Source organism: Vibrio bathopelagicus, from assembly GCF_014879975.1.
Classification (GTDB): domain Bacteria; phylum Pseudomonadota; class Gammaproteobacteria; order Enterobacterales; family Vibrionaceae; genus Vibrio; species Vibrio bathopelagicus.
The window spans coordinates 1,914,731-1,933,148 of record NZ_CP062501.1 but is presented as its reverse complement, the minus strand read 5'-3'; the positions used below and the strand labels follow the sequence as shown (position 1 = coordinate 1,933,148).

12 protein-coding genes and 2 pseudogenes are annotated in these 18,418 nt (G+C 43.8%); 7 read left to right on the top strand and 7 right to left on the bottom strand.

Going from position 1 to position 18,418, the window contains the following annotated elements:
- Window positions 1-23: 23 nt before the first annotated feature.
- Window positions 24-1,457, bottom strand: a complete 1,434-nt coding sequence (locus tag IHV80_RS24765; RefSeq protein ID WP_192891407.1) for a tagaturonate reductase — start codon at window positions 1,455-1,457, stop codon at window positions 24-26.
- A gap of 311 nt (window positions 1,458-1,768) precedes the next feature.
- Here IHV80_RS24765 and IHV80_RS24760 point away from each other — a divergent pair, with 311 nt between their 5' ends.
- From IHV80_RS24760 to IHV80_RS24755, 3 genes and pseudogenes are all read left to right on the top strand, one after another.
- Complete coding sequence (locus IHV80_RS24760; RefSeq protein ID WP_192891406.1) at window positions 1,769-3,259, top strand: UxaA family hydrolase; 1,491 nt, start codon at window positions 1,769-1,771, stop codon at window positions 3,257-3,259.
- Window positions 3,260-3,568: 309 nt separating this feature from the next.
- Window positions 3,569-3,950: pseudogene (locus IHV80_RS25495) on the top strand (amidohydrolase family protein); the annotation flags it as partial.
- Window positions 3,951-4,014: 64 nt separating this feature from the next.
- Window positions 4,015-4,998 (top strand): annotated as a pseudogene (locus IHV80_RS24755) (amidohydrolase family protein); the annotation flags it as partial.
- 115 nt (window positions 4,999-5,113) lie between these two features.
- Here IHV80_RS24755 and IHV80_RS24750 read toward each other — a convergent pair.
- From IHV80_RS24750 to uraH, 6 genes are all read right to left on the bottom strand, one after another.
- Complete coding sequence (locus IHV80_RS24750) at window positions 5,114-7,510, bottom strand: hypothetical protein (protein ID WP_192891405.1); 2,397 nt, start codon at window positions 7,508-7,510, stop codon at window positions 5,114-5,116.
- 192 nt (window positions 7,511-7,702) lie between these two features.
- Window positions 7,703-8,941 (bottom strand): alpha-xenorhabdolysin family binary toxin subunit A, encoded by a 1,239-nt coding sequence (locus IHV80_RS24745; RefSeq protein WP_192891404.1) that lies wholly within the window; start codon window positions 8,939-8,941, stop codon window positions 7,703-7,705.
- Between the two features lie 733 nt (window positions 8,942-9,674).
- Window positions 9,675-11,039, bottom strand: coding sequence for an 8-oxoguanine deaminase (locus IHV80_RS24740; protein WP_192891403.1), 1,365 nt, complete (start codon window positions 11,037-11,039; stop codon window positions 9,675-9,677).
- 166 nt (window positions 11,040-11,205) lie between these two features.
- A complete protein-coding gene (locus tag IHV80_RS24735; RefSeq protein ID WP_192891402.1) occupies window positions 11,206-12,657 on the bottom strand; it encodes a nucleobase:cation symporter-2 family protein in 1,452 nt (483 codons plus the stop codon).
- Window positions 12,658-12,879: 222 nt separating this feature from the next.
- Complete coding sequence (locus IHV80_RS24730; RefSeq protein WP_086714484.1) at window positions 12,880-14,223, bottom strand: NCS2 family permease; 1,344 nt, start codon at window positions 14,221-14,223, stop codon at window positions 12,880-12,882.
- 259 nt (window positions 14,224-14,482) lie between these two features.
- Window positions 14,483-14,836, bottom strand: coding sequence for a hydroxyisourate hydrolase (gene uraH / locus IHV80_RS24725; RefSeq protein WP_055319165.1), 354 nt, complete (start codon window positions 14,834-14,836; stop codon window positions 14,483-14,485).
- A 411-nt stretch (window positions 14,837-15,247) separates the two neighbouring features.
- On the opposite strand from uraH, the gene puuE reads away from it, so the two are divergent.
- From puuE to IHV80_RS24705, 4 genes are all read left to right on the top strand, one after another.
- On the top strand, window positions 15,248-16,183 hold the full coding sequence (gene puuE / locus IHV80_RS24720; protein ID WP_192891401.1) for an allantoinase PuuE: 936 nt from the start codon (window positions 15,248-15,250) through the stop codon (window positions 16,181-16,183).
- Between the two features lie 26 nt (window positions 16,184-16,209).
- Window positions 16,210-16,725, top strand: coding sequence for a 2-oxo-4-hydroxy-4-carboxy-5-ureidoimidazoline decarboxylase (uraD, locus tag IHV80_RS24715; protein ID WP_192891400.1), 516 nt, complete (start codon window positions 16,210-16,212; stop codon window positions 16,723-16,725).
- Between the two features lie 123 nt (window positions 16,726-16,848).
- Window positions 16,849-17,835, top strand: a complete 987-nt coding sequence (gene alc, locus IHV80_RS24710) for an allantoicase (RefSeq protein ID WP_192891399.1) — start codon at window positions 16,849-16,851, stop codon at window positions 17,833-17,835.
- A gap of 14 nt (window positions 17,836-17,849) precedes the next feature.
- Window positions 17,850-18,410, top strand: a complete 561-nt coding sequence (locus IHV80_RS24705) for an ureidoglycolate lyase (protein ID WP_060980999.1) — start codon at window positions 17,850-17,852, stop codon at window positions 18,408-18,410.
- The last annotated feature ends 8 nt before the right edge of the window (window positions 18,411-18,418 follow it).

Below are 18,418 nucleotides of genomic sequence, written 5' to 3'. Positions count from 1 at the left end.
TATAATTAATATTGCTCAGAGGTTTACAGCTGCTTCATTGCGCCTTTTAAACCTAGGTTTCGGATCTGTTCGACGTAAGTTACAACTAAGTATTCAAGATTAGGTAACTGAGTCAGATCGCAATCCCAGTGATGCTCCATCGCTAAAAACTGCTTTACGTTATGTGCGTGGCCGCTTTTGGTATCGCGCCATGCCACGAAAGGTTCAAGTAGGTGCCGGTCATCACTTAATGGAATATCTTCATCGCCTCGCTTTCCTAAATAAAAACAATACAAGGCAGCAAGGCTAAAGCTTAGGTATTTTGGAGCTGTGCCCGTTGATTTTGTATATGTGATAAGTTGTGGAAGTAGGCGAGTTTTGAATTTAGTCATTGAATTCAACGAAATAGAAATAAGATAGTGCTTTATATAGGGATTTCTAAATCGGTCGAGAACGCTATCTTTAAATGACATTAAATCTTGTTCGTTCATGTCTAACGATGGGATAATTTCATGGTCCAGTAAGCAATCGAGATAGTTTAAGATATCTTGATCTTCCATTGCCTCACTCACGGTATTTAAGCCACTTAGGTAAGCCGCGGGAACCATCGCTGTGTGAGCTCCATTTAGTATTCCAACTTTGCGTTCTTTGTAGGGTTTGATGTCGTCAACGATTTTAATATTAAGCCCGCATTCGCTCAGTCTTAGTTTTTCTTGAAGCCAGCTAGGGCCTTGAATTACGAATAAGTAGTAATATTCAGCGGCAACAATAAAGTTATCTTTGTAACCCAATTCAGATTCAATCGTTTCAATTTCTTCTTTTGGGTTGCCGGTGACAATTCTATCAACTAGGGTTGAGCAAAATGTGTTTGAAGTCGAAATCCACTTAGAAAACTCAGGTTCGAGATCCCAAATGTTTGCATATTTGAGGACGATCTCTTTTAGTTTATCTCCATTCGCATCTATCAATTCACAAGGTAGATGAATAAGGCCTTTGTTGTTACACCCATTAAAGTGATGGTAACGGTGATAAAGAAATTGGGTTAGCTTTGCAGGAAAGCTAGCAGGAGGGAAGGCATCAAGAGTATCCTGCGCGTTATAGACAATACCTGCCTCTGTAGTGTTGGATACAACCCATTCGAGTTCTGGGTTTTCAGCTACACGTAATACTTCTTCATACTCACCATAGGCTAGTAGTTCACGGTTGACAGAGCTAATAACTCTTGGTTGAGAAACATTTTCTCCTTGCTCATTAATTCCTCGGATAAGTGCCGTATATAACCCATGCTGGGTATCAAGTTTCGGGTGACTCGCATCAATAGGCCTAACAATGGTTATGCCAGAATTGAAATCAGTATACTCATTGAGCAAGTCGAATTGCCAATCAATGAAAGCGCGTAGAAAGTTACCTTCTCCGAACTGAATGATTTTTTCAGGGTAGGAAGGCGTAGCGAAAACATCTCTATTAAGTTGTGTCATTTTATATCCCTAATCGATAGGTAGTTCTGTGTGTCGGACAGGTGTTATCGAAGTTGGAATTGAGTTTATGGGAAGGTATCGTTCAAACAGTCAAAAATATTCTCAAACGTGTAAGTGATCATTTTTATCTGTTTTTTATCTGTTTTTTATTTCTGAAAAAATCAGTATTAAAAGAAAAATAGCGTAATTACTCTCGAAATAGTCAGTGGATATATGTTGTAGATAGAATTTGACTGTTTTTAATTTGATTAAAATACAACTTCATGTGTAAACTAAATGAGTCGGACGGGAATCACTTAACTGGGATACCCATGAAAAAAATCATCAAAATCAATTCAAAAGACAATATTGTAGTTTGTTTGCAACCTCTTCAGTCTGGTGACAAGTTTAATATTGACGGCCAAGAGATCATCGTAATTCAAGATGTTGACCGTGGTAGCAAGTTGGCATTAAGACCTATTGGCACTGGTGAAGATATCATTAAATATGGGAGCTCTATAGGAGTTGCCTCGACTGATATTGATGTTGGTGAGTGGATTCACATTCATAATATGACGACCAAATTATCAGATACAGACACCTATATTTATACGCCGAGTTTTCCTCACTTGTTAGCGTCGTCAATTGAAGAACGATTCTTTCAAGGTTATGAGCGAGATAATGGCGATGTAGCAATACGTAATGAAATCTGGGTTATACCTACAGTTGGTTGTGTTAATGGTATAGCCAAACAAGCTATTGAACGCTTTCGTCGAAATCATCCAGAATTACGTTGTGATGGAGTCCATTTATTTCCTCATAATTACGGGTGCTCTCAATTGGGCGACGACCATGAAAATACTCGTCAAATACTGGCCAACATGGTTCAACATCCAAATGCAGGTGGAGTACTAGTTATTGGCTTAGGTTGTGAGAATAACCAAGTCGGTCCTTTTAAAGAGCTTGTAGGTGACATTGATGAAAGTCGTGTTCAGTATATGGTTGCTCAAAATGAACAGGACGAAATCGAAGTAGCAGTTAACCATTTGGAATCTATTTATCAAAGCGTTCAACTGGATACTCGTACACCTATTAGTTTTGGTCGGTTGAAGGTGGGCTTAGAGTGTGGAGGCTCAGATGGACTTTCTGGTATAACGGCTAACCCAATGCTAGGACGTTTTTCTGACTACCTTATCGGATTAGGAGGCACTTCAGTACTGACTGAGGTGCCTGAAATGTTTGGAGCTGAGCACTTGCTGTTTGAGCGCTGCATTGATAGAAAAACCTTTGATAAAGCAGTTGGTATGATAAATGGCTTCAAACAGTATTTTATAGACCATAACCAACCGATTTATGAAAACCCATCACCAGGCAATAAAAAAGGTGGTATCTCGACGTTGGAAGACAAATCTATGGGCTGTACTCAAAAAGCGGGTAGCAGCCCTGTAGTCGATGTTTTGAATTATGCGGATACACTATCTATACCAGGGCTAAATCTTCTGAGTGCTCCGGGAAATGATGCTGTAGCCACTTCAGCTCTTGCTGCGAGTGGTTGCCATTTGGTTCTTTTTACTACGGGACGAGGAACACCTTATGGAGGCTTTGTTCCAACAGTTAAAGTATCAACAAACTCTGAACTAGCACTTAAAAAACCGCATTGGATTGATTTCAATGCTGGCGCACTAGTAGAAAACACACCGATGAATACCCTTCTAGAGCAATTCATTGACTGTGTCGAAGCAATTGCTAGTGGTGGCAAGACAAATAATGAACGAAATGAAATCAGAGAGTTAGCTATTTTTAAGTCTGGAGTGACTTTGTAATCGGTCGCTTTTTCATAAATCTAGCATCGACAAATTAATGGCATCGAGAGATGCCTTTTTTATGCGTGTTTACAGTAAAAGGTTCACGGGAATTAGGCTCATAGGTTTATGGCGAACAGGCATTTCTGTGACTTGTTGTGCAATTACATATTTATCTTGAATCTGGCTCGATTAGGTATGCCATTTCATTTAAATAACAGGTTATAGTGTCGCGAAAATTAGCGGCACTGTCGTTCTCAAGCGCGAATAGCGCAGAACACTAAAGTGAAGCTTCTAACAATATTACACGCACAACATATAGGTTTAGCAATGACGCTTAAAAGCTTGGCATGCACCATTAGCGCAGTTTTACTGGCTGGCTGTGGTTCGACAGTGGCAACTCAAACATACAACGCCGATCTGATTATCACTAATGGACAAGTCCTGACTATCAACTCTGAAATGGATGTGATTGAAGATGGTGTTGTCGTCGTTAAAAACGACCAGATCATCGCGGTGGGCAATGAGGACTTGATGACTCAATACCGAGCTGAAAAGGTGATTGATGCTCAAGATGGTATTGTTATGCCAGGCATGGTCAATGCTCACAACCACCTTCCTATGATTGCGTTTCGCGGTTTAGGCGAAGAGGGTATTTCCAACCGATTGTTCGCTTACTTTTTCCCGCTTGAAGCCGAAAAGCTAAGAGTTACGATAAAGCCATTGCGGGCAAGGGCTCTCTCATCTTTCTTAACAAGATAAGTTATTTAGTGAATCCTTATTACCACATGGATGAAATGGCAAAAGCGACCAAAGAAGTTGGCCTGCGTGCTGTGCTCGGCGAAACCGTGATTAAGTTCCCAGTGGTTGATGCGAAAGAACCTTATGGTGGCATCGATTATGCCAAAGGCTTCATTGAGCAGTACCAAAACGATGAGCTGATTACGCCTGCTTATGCACCACACGCGGTGTACACGGTGAGCAAAGACAAGCTGCAAGAGATCAACAAGCTGTCTGCTCAATACGATGTGCCGGTGTTAATTCACGTTGCTGAGTTTCCGAACGAAGAGAAGCGCATCAAAGATGAAACTAAAGCAACATCCCCAGTCGAATACATGGATGAAATTGGTGTGCTGGACGAGCGTGTAGTGATTGCTCACGGTATTCACCTTTCAGAGAACGATCAAAAGCTTCTAAAACAAGCTGATGCAGGGATTTCATACAACCCAATGGCGAATGCTAAAGGCGCAACCGGAATCGCACCGGCATGGGATATGTATCGTGCTGATATGCGTATTGGTTTGGGGACAGATGGCCCAATGAGCTCAAACCAAGTCGATATCATGCGTACGCTAAGCTATGCAGCGAACATGCAACGCTTGAAGCACTCTGATCGCACTATCATGATCCCTGAACAGGTTATTGAAATGGCAACCTTAGGCGGCGCTAAAGCCCTACACATGGAAGACCAAATTGGCTCTCTGGAAGTAGGTAAAAAAGCGGACATTGTGATTGTCGAAACACAATCAGCGAACATGATGCCAAGCTACGACCCATACGCAACCTTGGTTTATCAAGCGAACCCGAGCAACATCGACACGACCATTGTTAACGGCCAAATCGTAATGGAAAACCGCGTGATGCAAACTGTTCAACTGGATGACATTCGCCAGAGTGTTGATGAGTTTGAAGCTGACATTACCGAGTTTGCCAAAGAACTGTCTAAGAAGGCGATTAAATCGAAGAGCTTGATGGATTAGGAAGTAAACCTGATTTTAAAAATCGAATAAAAATAACAAGGCCGACATTACGTCGGCCTTTTTGTTACTGGCTTATTCCCTTAACCTCGGTTCTTTGGGTTATAGCAGTGCTTAACTAATTGGAACAACTATTGCCATTCGGGATACCACTGCCTAAGAACTCGACGCGAATTTGTTCAACATCTTTTAGATATTGGTTGTTGGCTTGGTTTGTCTCATCGAAATTGTTGAGTGTGACATTCCATGAGGTGAATGGAGTAGGTTGGAAATACGCGTATTCGAACTTATTCGCTACGGCACCGTCGGTGATGATGCTGACGTCGTTGGTGGTTGGATCATCTAGGCGATAGTAGAACGCGCGCGACACGGGGTTTGAGCTGAACTGATAATCTTGGTTTTCATATCGGTCGGCATAGTTGCCTGAACTAGAGACTCGCAGATTGAGTTGCTTGCCATAGGGTAAGTTTCCACCCTCTAAGAACACTCGTACCGTGGAAAGCCTAACGCGGTCAAACGAACACAATTGGACTTGCTCTAATGGAATAGAGAAATTCAACTGTCCGGTTGTTGCAAAGTTCTCTAGTTGTTCTGGGCTAGAAATGGTGTAGTTATCGATGGTGAAGTCTTGTGGTGCAGGCTGGAAAGAAGATAGGGCATTCACATACTCACTTTCGATGGACGCCAAGTCAAACTGGTAGTCCAAGTAACTTTTGTTCAGAGAAGGCGTGATTTCGCTTGGCTTCAATGCCCAGTATTCGTATGCCTGAACATAGTTAGACAAAGCAACGAACATCGGGCGTTTGAAGTGCATTAACACTCTCGACAGTTCACGTTCAATCGAATCGAAGCTGTCGGTGTCTACTTGATAACCCTCAATAGCATCATTCAGTCTTTGTTGTTGATTGATGGTTACGTTATTGGTTAGCAGTAAGTCGACCAGCTTTGCTTGTTCCTGAGCAAAGTTAAGCTGGGTGATGTTAATTGCCTTACCCAGAAGCACCTGTTTCTCAAGCTCAAGTAAGTACTGTCTTGTCCCTTTAATTCCCAAACTATCAGCATATCTTAAGTTGCTGCGGATCTCTGTGATCATCAGATCCCACGCTAGATTGCTTTCATTAATGGTTGGGATGTTGAAGTTAAAGCCATCCATAGCTTCCGATATCTTCTGGAACTTGATGGTTGATTTAATATCCGCAGTTAACTGAGAAATACCAGAGATCGTTTTGGTGACGCTATCAATAATACCCGTGACAGACTTGATATTGGTGACGAGGTTCTTGGCTTTTTCTAATGCTTCTGGGGTTTTAGCCAATTGCTCGGTTAGGTCGTTGACGCCTGAAAGATTCCCCGTGAATACGCCACTCACTGCGCTACCAATTTCGGCGATTGCTTTGAAAATCGCCAGTGCAGCGTTGAGTTGCTGTTGGGTTTTCCAATTCTCTACGCCAACTAGATAAGTCGTTCTTGCATCGAGAGTCACTAACTCCTGAGCTTTGTATTGGCTATCTACCTCGGTCAGGCTATCGCCTATCTTGTCTATGTTGGATTGGGTTTGTGTGATGATCGAGCTTTGAGCGCGAAGAACGTCTTCAATGTTAGCGAGTGCTAACTTAGCGGCTTCGATTTTGTCTTCAATGACAGTATTTCTGTCTTGAATAATGTCCCACTGAGCTTGATACGCGACCATGGCATTCAAGTACGCTTCGTACTTGTCTTGGTAAAGTACTTTGTCGAGATAAGGTACGTAGTGGCTCTCTTTGGTACTGAAGCTAATGAACTGCTTGAACGCGACCGTTTGAAGGTAAAGGTCTGAAAGAGTCGGGTCGTCTTCCACCACAGAACCTGAGTAACGTAAGCTCTGCTCAATCCAGTTGATAAGGTCGAGGCTAAGTTCTGGGTTGGTGTCGAACAAGCTGGCTGCCATATCAAAAGAACGATTAATAATGTCTGTAAAAGGTTCGGTAGCCAGTTTCATTTGCCCGGTAATGTTTGAGTCTATGGTGGTTCTTCGGTAGTGCTCTCCTGCTAAGACAACGGATTCACCATCTCCTGTATTTCCTGTTAGGGCATCTCGTGTAATGCTGCCATCGCTTTGGAAAGCGAGCACATTAATCGGTGTTTCTATTTCGCCAGCAATCACAGAAATCGATGCTGCGGAACCTTGTTGTCCGAGCACAAACGTTGGCGTACCTTGGCCAACGATTTTGCGTGCAAAAATCAGGATGTTTTGGTTGTTTACAAGCAAGTTGAAGTTCTCTGGTACCTCGATGGTGTCTGCAAACACGACGATTTTTGAAGGGTTGGTGACGTATAGGTTCTGTTCCGCTATCCAGTCACTGAGGTTGATGTGTAGATCGGATGTTGAGCGAGATAGGACGTCAACATCTGAATAGGCAGATTGAACCCAAGTAGGGTATTCAGTTGAATTGGGTAAATTGTTCAGTTCAAGCCAGTCGCTAGAAAAAGCCTGTGGAGAAAATGAAAGAGAAATAATAATAGGTAGAAGTCTCATATTTATATCCTGTCGAAATTAGTATTCGCCAAATTTTGGGTAGCAGAAGCCAACACCTTAATTTTCATAAGGTGTGGATTCTTATTTGGAGGGGTATTTGGTTATCTCGTTATATTTTTAGCTGTCTCGTTGTTGTATATAGCGCTGCTTTTTTCGTTATCCTTCGCGCTATTTCTTCGAGATACATAGGGACTATTCCATTTCTTGAATGTACGCATTGTTTGCAAACGCTTTTGCTTTCTCGCTGATATTACTCCAGTTACTTTCTGCAACCGTTGTATTGGCAAGTGCACCTATGGCACCAAGCATTGCGTCGTCTTTCATGATGTCGGCATTATTCTGGGCTTGTTCTAATGCCACGAGCAGTGAAGTAAAGTCGGCGTTCATTTTTTGCCAATTCAGTTTCAGCTTATTAATATGTGGAATCGCATTTTCAATTTGTTGAGAAATCATATCGATACTTTCTGAAGATCGATGATAGGAGTTATATATTTTCTGCGTGTAAGTTAACTGCTCTTGAAGCTCTTTTACTTCGTTTTGTAACTCGTTACGAAGTTTGCGTGCTTTTTCTGCTTTATCGCCATATACGCCCATGATTGGACCTGCAACTAGAGGGAACCATGCATAAGTCACCGCAGTAGAGGCGACCGTAACGTAGTGAGTGTAATCTTTGTTGAGTTGAGTAATACGTGCGTTGATGTCATTCACTCGCTGCTGAAGCGCACTGCCATCATCGCTTAGGTAACCGTTGTGAGTGCCTTCCAACACATCTAACTGCAATTTTTGTGTGTCTAATGTGGCTGAGAATTCCAATAGGTCACCACCAACGTCAGACACTTCTTGCTGGTATCTCATTGAAAAACTTTGCAGGCTTTTTAGGTAAGCGATCGCCATCTTTCTATTACGTTCCACCGCTTCAATATCTTCTGGCATTGGCGAGAATGCTTTGGCCAGCATTTCATTCAAAGCATCGCTTAGCGGCTTAAGCATATAGTCTTTAATTTGGACGTAATTGGCCAAGCTTAATGACAGGTCAACGATGCTTGGATAGAGATCTTTTTTCCAATAGAAGGCGGTATCGTGAATATTTGAGTATTGCTGAACCAGAGCTTCGAAATTAGAGAAAGGAATGTCGTTAGGAATACTTAAAGTCGACTTCATACTGGCTTCTGTCACGGGCAGCGCTAAAGCACCTTCGACATAGGCTTGGATCTGATACCACTCTTGCTGCTTGAGAATAAAGTTGTCAGTTTCTAAATCGATAAATGCGCCATTATCCCCCATGATCGTGTTGTAGGTGACTTGAGGTATGTTTTGTTCTGCTGACGCTTGGTTAATTTGAACTGTAGCTGCTTGAGAAGTGAAAACAAAAGAGGAAAGTAGCCCAATTGAAATCGAAGATAATACGAGTGTTTTAGTGATTTTTTTCATCGTTTAGCCCTGTTAGATTTGTTATTAGCTTTTTGCAAAGACAATAATCCTCCTACCATCTGATGGCATTATTTAAATATTTATGAAGGGTTATTGAATGGTTTTATATTGTTATTATTGTGATTATATTTTTGTTTTAAAAACCCACTCCTTTAATGTGTTTTTTGTTTTTATAAGATTTGGTCAATCTATAGCAGATTTATAATGAAAAGTTCTATTTAGATCACATATTTGCATTCATATTGATTGTTTGTTGATCTATTGAAATTAATGATATTTAGGTCATTACTCTTGTGTCTTTTGTCAGGCTAGGTATGGAAAGGTCTCAAGGGGTTTTTATTCTATTCACAAACGTGATAAGTGATAAAAGTATAATTATCTAGATTATTTTAGTTATTACTGAATCTGTTGATTGACTTGATGAATATATAAATAGAACGAGCGTTTTAAATTTGATCTGTGCCAAAAATATACGAGTGGTTTTATATTAATCGAAGGTTTTATTAGTGAATGTTTTATTAGTTAATATTAAATTAGATTACATTTAATTAGGTTGTCTTCAATTGGTGAAGGTTTATCTTTCGGTTTAATAGGGATGGAAGTATTTAAGTAAATTGACTAATACATAGCCTGTGAGGCAATCATGTTTGCAGATTTTTGCAGGTATTTTTGGATGTTTGCCCATCAAAGTCACGCGCTTTGGCTCGCAGTGTTTGATGGGCAAGTATCTTAATTAATTGTTATTCATCGCCAACTTACCTAACTTCATGGCTGCTGCATGGTGGCGGTGCATCAGTTGCTCCATGTCTACGCCAATCACAGCGCCATCGTTGACTCGCCACTTACCGGCAACCATCACTTTATCTGCTTGTTGAGCACCACAAAGCAATAGTGCAGCGAGTGGATCGTGGCTGCCAGAGAAACGAATATCATCGAGTTTGAACATCGCAATATCAGCTTGTTTGCCAACTTCGAGCGTACCAATATCAGTTCGCCCCATAGCGGCAGCAGAGCCTGAGGTTGCCCAGCGTAGGGCATCGAAATGGGAGACGTTCGCCGAACCATATTGCAGGCGTTGTAGATACATCGCCATGCGCACTTCGGCAATCATATTGGAGCCATCGTTTGAGGCGGAACCGTCCACACCAAGCCCCACTTTGACGCCAGCGGCTTCAAGGTCGTTGTTCTTACAAATACCGGAAGCCAACATCATGTTGGAGGTAGGGCAGTGGCTGATACCGATTCCCGCTTTACCTAAACGTTTGATCTCTTCTGAATTGAAGTGAATGCCATGAGCAAGCCAAGTGCGTTCGTTTAACCAACCCACATCCTCTAGGTAATCCACAGGGCGCAGGCCAAACTTCTCAATACAGAAGTCTTCTTCATCAAGTGTTTCACATAAGTGCGTGTGCATCATTACGTTCTCACGCTCACTTATCTTAGCGGTTTCTTTCATCAGATCTGTGGTGACAGAGAACGGTGAACAAGGCGCGAGTGCGATTTGAATCATCGCCCCTTCATCACGCTGGTGGTAATCGCGAATCAAGCGTTGGCTGTCATCAATGATGGTTTGTTCGGTTTGAATGGTGTGTCGTGGAGGTAGTCCACCTTCATCTTCCCCTAGGCTCATAGAACCGCGAGTGAAAATTGCCCTTACACCCAGCTTCTCTGCCGCCTCGACTTGTAAATCAATAGCGTGCTCAAGCCCGTTTGGCAATAAGTAATGGTGATCGGAAGCTGTAGTACAACCCGACATCATTAATTCCACCAGAGCCAGTTCTGTGGCTAGGCTCATCATTTCAGAATCGAGGTTTGCCCAAACAGGATAGAGGCTTTGCAGCCAATGGAAGAGCTCTTTATTAAGTGCGCCGGGGTAGGCACGCGTTAAGGTTTGATAGAAGTGGTGGTGCGCATTGATAAGCCCAGGAGTTACAACATGACGAGAGGCGTCTACGCTGTAATCTACGGGTAAGGTTGGTTCTCTGTGTTTACCAACCAGTTCAATGATTTTATTACCTTTTATGACAATACCGCCTTCTGCATCTGCATTTGAGCCAGTGTAGATTGCGAGAGGATTCTTAATCCAGATGGTTTCCATTCATAGTAGTCCTTAGCCATCTCAGCCTTTTCAGGGAAGAGGGTCTTTATTGGTATTTATAGTTGTAAGATAAATTCGAATCAGGGGCGTTAAAACTTTCAATGTTCTAATTCGACCCTGATTCTGTGGAAATCGGTTTACGTTAGTCCGTGAATTAGTTAGCTAGTTAGTTCGCTTTGGGCTCAGGATTTTCTGATGCTGCTTGAACATTTGCTTCTGTGCTTGCCTGTTGAGTCTCTAATTGCTCGTCTGACGCCATTGCTTCTTCAGCTTGCTCTTTCATTTCTAGCTCAACTTGTGCTTGGCTTTCGGCTAGTGCTTCTTGTTCTTCTGCTCGTGAAGATTTCGGTAACACAAGGTTTAGCAGCACGGTCATGATAGTACCGGTCGTGATGCCAGAGTGAAGAAAGTTCGCTAGGTCATGAGGTAAATGTTGGAGTAATCTTGGTTCGAAGGTAACAGCTAAACCAGACGCCAAACCAACACAGATTACCAAAGCGTTACGTTTGGTGTCTGCGGCTTTGATCAACATGCGGATACCCGCGTAGGCAATCATTCCAAACATGACAAAACCTACGCCGCCTAATACTGGTTTAGGAATGGTGACGGCAATAGCAGCTAATTTCGGGAATAAACCGCCTAAAATTAGCAAACCACCTGTTGCTGCTACGACATAGCGACTTGCAACACCTGTGATACCGACAATACCAACGTTTTGGCTGAATGATGCCAATGGCATCGCCGTTAGAATTGAAGAGAGCGTACTACCAAGGCCATCACCTAGTAATCCACGTTTTAGATCTTTACCACTAACTTTGGTTTGGCAGTTGTTGCCCAATGCCATGAAGTCGCCCGTTGCTTCAGCGATAACCACGATGTATACCAAGCTCATGCTGATGATAGCGCTGGCAGAAAAGGTAAAGCCATATTTGAAAGGTTCAGGGCCACCAACCCAAGCGGCAGAGCTGATTTGCTCAAGGTCTACCATGCCGAGCGATAGCGCTACAATGTAGCCTCCCGCTAAACCAATCACGATAGCAGAGGCAGCAACGGCACCTTTGCAGTAAACCGATACACCAACCACAATACCCAGTGAGACAAGGGCTAGGAACAGTTTAGGTAGCGTGGCGAATTGTTCACTGTTGGCAGGAGAGTCTCCGACCCAATTCATGGCAACCGGTAAAATGGTTAAGCCGATTAGGGTAACCACCACACCACTTACCACGGTTGGGAACAGCTTTCGAACCTTGTCCATGTAGAAGCTAGCAGCTATGACCACGAATGAGCCGATCAGCGCCGATCCCATGATAGCGGCGACACCACCTTCGTTACCGATTGAAATCGCCACACCTAAAAAGGCAAAGCTCGAACCCATAACCACGGGCAGTCGAATGCCAACAGGGCCAAAGCCGAGGCATTGAGCGACGGTCACAATACCAGATGCCAGTAGTGCTGCATTGATCAGTGAGACGATCTCTGTGTTAGGTAGGCCGATAGAAGCGCCGACAATGAGGGGAACAGCGACGATGCCACCTATCGAGGCGAGCATATGCTGTAAAGCGAGTAAAAAGGTTAAGCCGTGAGGCGGTCTTTCATTTAGGGTGTACAGAAGTTTCATTTGATATTCCTCTGCCTGCGTTTCCATTTACAGGCGACTGGCGGTCAAATAATGACTTCTACAAACTGCGTAGGGTCATAAAAAAGGTGCATTAAAGGGACGGAATGTATCTGCGTTCCGCGTATTAATACAATTAGCTTTCTTAGCAATTTTGTCGGTAGATTGTGTGTCAGTAGCTTGGCTCATGAATGAGCCAAGCAATAAATCATGTTGCTGTATTGATTATCCGATGAATACCAGCTTGGCAACGAAGATAGCCGCTAGGAAGTACATCGAAATTGATACGTCTTTTGTTTTACCTGTCGCCAGCTTAAGTACTGTGTAGGTAATGAAACCCAGTGCGATACCATTCGCGATAGAGAACGTCAGTGGCATCATCAAAGCGGTAATCGCTGCGGGTGCACCGTTGGTGAAATCTTTCCAATCAACGTGCTGCATGCTGCTCATCATCACAAACGCTACGTAAATCAACGCGCCAGAGGTGGCGTAAGCAGGGATCATTCCAGCAAGTGGTGATAGGAAAATCGCCGCTAAGAACAAAGCGCCAACTACAATCGCAGATAGGCCTGTTCGAGCACCGGCTGCAACACCTGCAGCACTTTCTACGTAACTGGTGACAGGTGGACAACCCACACACGCACCTGCAACACTTGAGATACTATCGGCTTTCAGTGCTTTGCTCAGACCTTCAATTTTGCCCGTTTCAGGGTTAGTTAGGTTTGCACGCTCAGCCACGCCCATCAAAGTACCCGCGGTATCGAACATGTTTACAAAAAGGAAAGCCAAGATAACGCTGATCATCGAAACATCAAGCGCACCCATAATATCCATCTTTAGGAACGTAGGAGCTAAACTTGGTGGGGCTGCGAAGAAACCGTTGTAGTGAACGAGGCCAAGCATCATGCCGACCAGAGTTACACTCAAAATACCGATTAACACTGCGCCAAATACCTTGCGTTCACTCAGAACGGCGATGATAAGGAATGCGATAGCTGCAAGTAGAGCTTCAGGTTTGGTGAAGTCACCTAATGAAACCAAAGTTGCTGGGTTTTCAACGACAATACCTGCTGTTTTCAGACCAATCAGGCCCAGGAATAAACCAACACCCGCTGTCATGGAGTAACGCAGACTCACTGGGATACTTTCAATTATCCATTGGCGGACTTTGTAGAAGCTCATTCCGACGAACAAGATACCGGAGATGAACACTGCACCCAGTGCCACTTCCCAGCTGTAGCCCATTTCACTTACTACAGTGAACGAGAAGAAGGCATTCAGCCCCATACCCGGCGCAAGGCCGACAGGCCAGTTCGCAAATAACCCCATTAGCAAACAACCGATCGCAGCACCAATACAGGTTGCGACGAATACGGCCCCCGCGTCCATACCTGATGCGGCCATAATTTGTGGGTTAACGAAGATAATGTATGCCATGGTGGCGAAGGTCGTGACACCCCCGACCAACTCATTTTTCACACTGCTCCCGTGTGCCTTAATTTTAAAGAGTTTCTCTAAAATTCCGTTATTCGCATCTTGGTTGAGTATTTCTGTTTTACTCTCACTCATGTCAGCAAGTCCTTTTATGTTGTGATCCATTTATTGAATACAGCGAGATTTCAATATTAAGTTTTAAGGTTTTTCCTAGCCGCTATTTCTTTAGTTATCAATTTCTAACCATCTGTTTTCTAGTTATTAATCTCTAACTATTAACGTTGTTAGTATTTTTATATGAGCGTGTTTAATGAGCGCGCATTATTTTGGATGCACGCACTAATCTGTTTAATATTTGTCGGTTGAGCCTAGTTCGAAGTTCTAGGTCACGGGACTAACTGCCCCGATAGGTTGAGAAACTGTAAGGCGAGACGAGAAGAGGGACATGATAATGCGCTTCTGGGTCATCTAAGCCGAAACGAATCACCACATCATCTAAGAAGGGCACACCATCCAATTCTACACCTTTGCTTTTGTAGTAATCCGCAACGTAGAACACCAATTGATATTTCCCTGGTCGGAAATCATTCCCTGCCAGAATCGGCGCATCGGTTCGGCCATCGGAGTTGGTGAGTACCGTCGCCAGCTTTTCTGTTGAGTCTTCATTGACCTTATAAAGCTCTACCTTGATCTCTGCACCTGGTAAGCCGTGAGTAGTGTCTAATACGTGTGTTGTTAGTCTTCCCATAGTCCCTTAATAGCGCTTTTAGCGCTCCTCTGTTCCGTGGTTTATCTGTCTGTTTCGACCTTGCAAAGAATGCAACTGGTCACTTTGTTATCACTAACTATGTACGAACTGTACACAATTAGTAAAGCTAATTGTTGGAAAAATGTTAACCATTGTGTCGTTTTTTCTGACTTTATAGATCTTAATTATCGTTTTTTAGTGAGTTTGCACTTTGTTAAGTTTTTGTTTTTAAATGATTAAAGAGCTTAAATTTAACTTGAATAACAAAATCTTTACATTGAGATAAATAATTGTATACAATAAATGTACAGGGGTAAGGTTGCTCTGTTTATCGAGAATCCATTTGATTGAAACATTTGGTGACTCACTTAAAGAGCGGCTAAGCCAACCACTTATGTTAGGAGTACTTGGATGAATAAGGATTATTCAAGAAATTTGATCGGTTACGGAGCTAACCCTCCAAACCCTCAATGGCCAGGTAATGCGCGCGTCGCGGTTTCTTTTGTATTGAACTATGAAGAGGGCGGTGAGCGTTGTTTGTTACATGGAGACGACGAGTCTGAAGCCTTTCTTTCAGAGATCCCGTCAGCACAACCGATCAAAGGCGAACGTCACATCAGCATGGAATCCATCTATGAATATGGTAGCCGTGTGGGTGTATGGCGTGTTCTTCGCTTGTTCGATGAATATGAAATCCCACTGACCGTATTTGCGGTCGCTATGGCGATCGAACGTCACCCAGACGTTGCCAAAGCCATGGTCGAAGCGGGGCATGAAATCTGTAGCCACGGTTACCGCTGGATAGACTATCAATACATTGATGAGTCTGAAGAGCGTGATCACATGACCAAAGCGATTGAGATCATCCAGCAAGTGACGGGCCAACGTCCACAAGGCTGGTACACAGGTCGTACAGGGCCGAATACTCGTCGTTTAGTGGCAGAAGAAGGCGGCTTTCTTTATGACTCAGATGCCTACGATGATGACCTGCCTTATTGGCATACCGAAACGGGTCACCCTCAATTGGTGATCCCTTACACACTCGATGTGAACGACATGCGTTTTTCTACCGCGCAAGGTTTCAACTCAGGTGAACAGTTCTTCCAGTATCTAAAAGACACTTTTGACACCCTTTATATGGAAGGCGAAACCGCACCGAAAATGATGTCGGTTGGGTTGCACTGTCGGCTGATTGGTCGCCCCGGTCGTATTGCTGCGTTAAGACGTTTCCTAGATTACGTCAAACAGCACGACAGTGTGTGGCTATGTCGTCGAATCGATATTGCCAATCACTGGCACCAACATCATCCATACCAACAACAAGCTAATCATCAACAGAAAAAATGACAAAGCGAGAAGCAAGGAGGCTATACGTGACTGAATTTCGATCATGCCAACCAACAACCATGGAACGCGATACCTTTGTCGCTCATTTCGCTGATGTTTACGAACATAGCCCATGGGTTGCAGAAGTGGTGTATGACCAAGGTTTGAATGCCGAAGATGACCATATCGAGAATCTTCATCTGAAAATGGCAACAACCTTGTTAAATGCAGAGCAAGGCAAACAGTTGGCTTTGATCAACGCTCACCCGGATTTAGCCGGCCGAGCAGCAGTAAACGGCGAACTCACAGAGTCGTCGACAAAAGAACAAGCGGGGGCGGGCATTGACCAGTGCAGCGCCGAAGAATTTGAAAAATTCACTTCTTACAACAACAGCTACAAAAGTCGCTTCAATTTCCCTTTTATCATGGCGGTGAAGGGAGCCAATCGTTACCAAATTCTTGAGTCGTTCGAGATGCGATTAGGAAATGATAGTGAAACTGAGTTTGCTACGGCGATTCAAGAGATCAACAAGATCGCGATGTTTCGTCTCTGGGATATGTAAGTTAACGGAGTTAACAGCTATCTCAGCCCAGTCTTGGTGCGCTAAGAGCCCGCTTTATAAGCGAATAAGCCACTAAGTTCTCATTTTATTATTACTTGATTAATTGGATAGGATTACACGGACATGACCCAAACATTTGAACAATACATAAACCTTGCAGACGAAAAACTCGGTGCAGAAGCTATCTTCGCAACAGACGATTTTTTCGCGGATAAAAGCCGTCTACTCAGCCACGCAGCGCCAGAGTGGAAAGACGACTTATACGACGATAACGGCAAGTGGATGGACGGTTGGGAAAGCAGACGTAAACGTGGCGAAGGTTATGACCACTGTGTCGTTCGCCTTGGTCTAGCTGGCACCATTGCTGGCGTTGATGTTGATACCTCTTTCTTCACTGGTAACTTCCCACCTTCGGCTTCAATTGACGCGTGTTATTCACCACAAGGTGAACCAACTGACTCAACAGAGTGGCAAGAAATTCTGCCTTCAATGGCACTACAGGGTGATCACCATCATCTTGAAGAGATTGAAAGCGACCTAGTATTTACTCACCTACGTTTGAACATCTACCCAGACGGCGGTGTTGCACGTCTACGTGTTTACGGTCGACCAAGCGTGGATTGGGACGCAATAGATTCTCAGCAACAAGTTGACCTAGCAGCCGTTGAACACGGTGGTCGAGCACTCGCATGTAGCGATGAGCACTATGGCAACAAAGCCAATATCTTAGGCCCAGGCCGCGGTGAAAACATGGGGGACGGTTGGGAAACAGCACGTCGTCGTACACCGGGTAACGACTGGGTTATCGTGGCACTAGGCCATCCAGGTAACATTGAACGTATCGTTGTGGATACTGCCCACTTCAAAGGTAACTACCCAGACAGCTGTTCGATTCAAGCGGCTTACGTGAAAGGCGGTACCGACGACCAAGTTGCAACACAAAGCCTATTCTGGCGTGAACTGTTGCCTGCTCAAAAGCTGCAAGCACACGAGATTCACGAATTCATTTCTGAGGTTAATGACCTTGGTGCGATTACCCACGTACGTGCAAACATATTCCCAGATGGTGGTATCAGCCGTTTGCGTCTATTTGGTACGAAAGCGAAATAGGTAAGGAAATGAGTATGAGTAATGGAATACGTCGTTTATCAATCGAACCGTTAACCAAGCAGGCTTTTGCAGAGTTTGGCGATGTTATCGAGTCCGATAATAGTGATTTCTTCATGATCAACAGTGGATCAACACGTCGCTACCACCAGTTAGCGACAACGGATGTGCAAGACCAAGGCGGAGAAGCCATCATCAGCATCTTCCAGGCCACACCGTTGAGCTACCCACTGACCATCAAAATGTTAGAGCGTCATCCACTTGGCTCTCAGGCATTCATTCCATTACTTGGTCAACCCTATTTAATTGTTGTTGCGCCAAAAGGCGATGATCCAACATTAGCCAATAGCCGAGCTTTCTTGAGCAACGGCCGTCAAGGAGTGAACTATCACAAAGGGGTGTGGCACCACCCAGTTCTCGCCCTCACCGATCAAGACCAGTTCTTGATCGTCGATAGAGGCGGCGAAGGACACAACTGTGATGAAGTTTATTTCGACAACGACCTAGTGGCATTGCATTTGGACGATCTGCCAACGGACGACAATAAGGAAGAGCAACGTTTAGCTAAAGCGTTGTGATACAGGAG

What these genes read in the sequence shown, in the direction of transcription:
- IHV80_RS24765 (WP_192891407.1), bottom strand. Translation starts at nt 1,457, where the DNA reads ATGACACAACTTAATAGAGATGTTTTCGCTACGCCTTCCTACCCTGAA.
- IHV80_RS24760 (WP_192891406.1), top strand. Translation starts at nt 1,769, where the DNA reads ATGAAAAAAATCATCAAAATCAATTCAAAAGACAATATTGTAGTTTGT.
- IHV80_RS24750 (WP_192891405.1), bottom strand. Translation starts at nt 7,510, where the DNA reads ATGAGACTTCTACCTATTATTATTTCTCTTTCATTTTCTCCACAGGCT.
- IHV80_RS24745 (WP_192891404.1), bottom strand. Translation starts at nt 8,941, where the DNA reads ATGAAAAAAATCACTAAAACACTCGTATTATCTTCGATTTCAATTGGG.
- IHV80_RS24740 (WP_192891403.1), bottom strand. Translation starts at nt 11,039, where the DNA reads ATGGAAACCATCTGGATTAAGAATCCTCTCGCAATCTACACTGGCTCA.
- IHV80_RS24735 (WP_192891402.1), bottom strand. Translation starts at nt 12,657, where the DNA reads ATGAAACTTCTGTACACCCTAAATGAAAGACCGCCTCACGGCTTAACC.
- IHV80_RS24730 (WP_086714484.1), bottom strand. Translation starts at nt 14,223, where the DNA reads ATGAGTGAGAGTAAAACAGAAATACTCAACCAAGATGCGAATAACGGA.
- uraH (WP_055319165.1), bottom strand. Translation starts at nt 14,836, where the DNA reads ATGGGAAGACTAACAACACACGTATTAGACACTACTCACGGCTTACCA.
- puuE (WP_192891401.1), top strand. Translation starts at nt 15,248, where the DNA reads ATGAATAAGGATTATTCAAGAAATTTGATCGGTTACGGAGCTAACCCT.
- alc (WP_192891399.1), top strand. Translation starts at nt 16,849, where the DNA reads ATGACCCAAACATTTGAACAATACATAAACCTTGCAGACGAAAAACTC.
- IHV80_RS24705 (WP_060980999.1), top strand. Translation starts at nt 17,850, where the DNA reads ATGAGTAATGGAATACGTCGTTTATCAATCGAACCGTTAACCAAGCAG.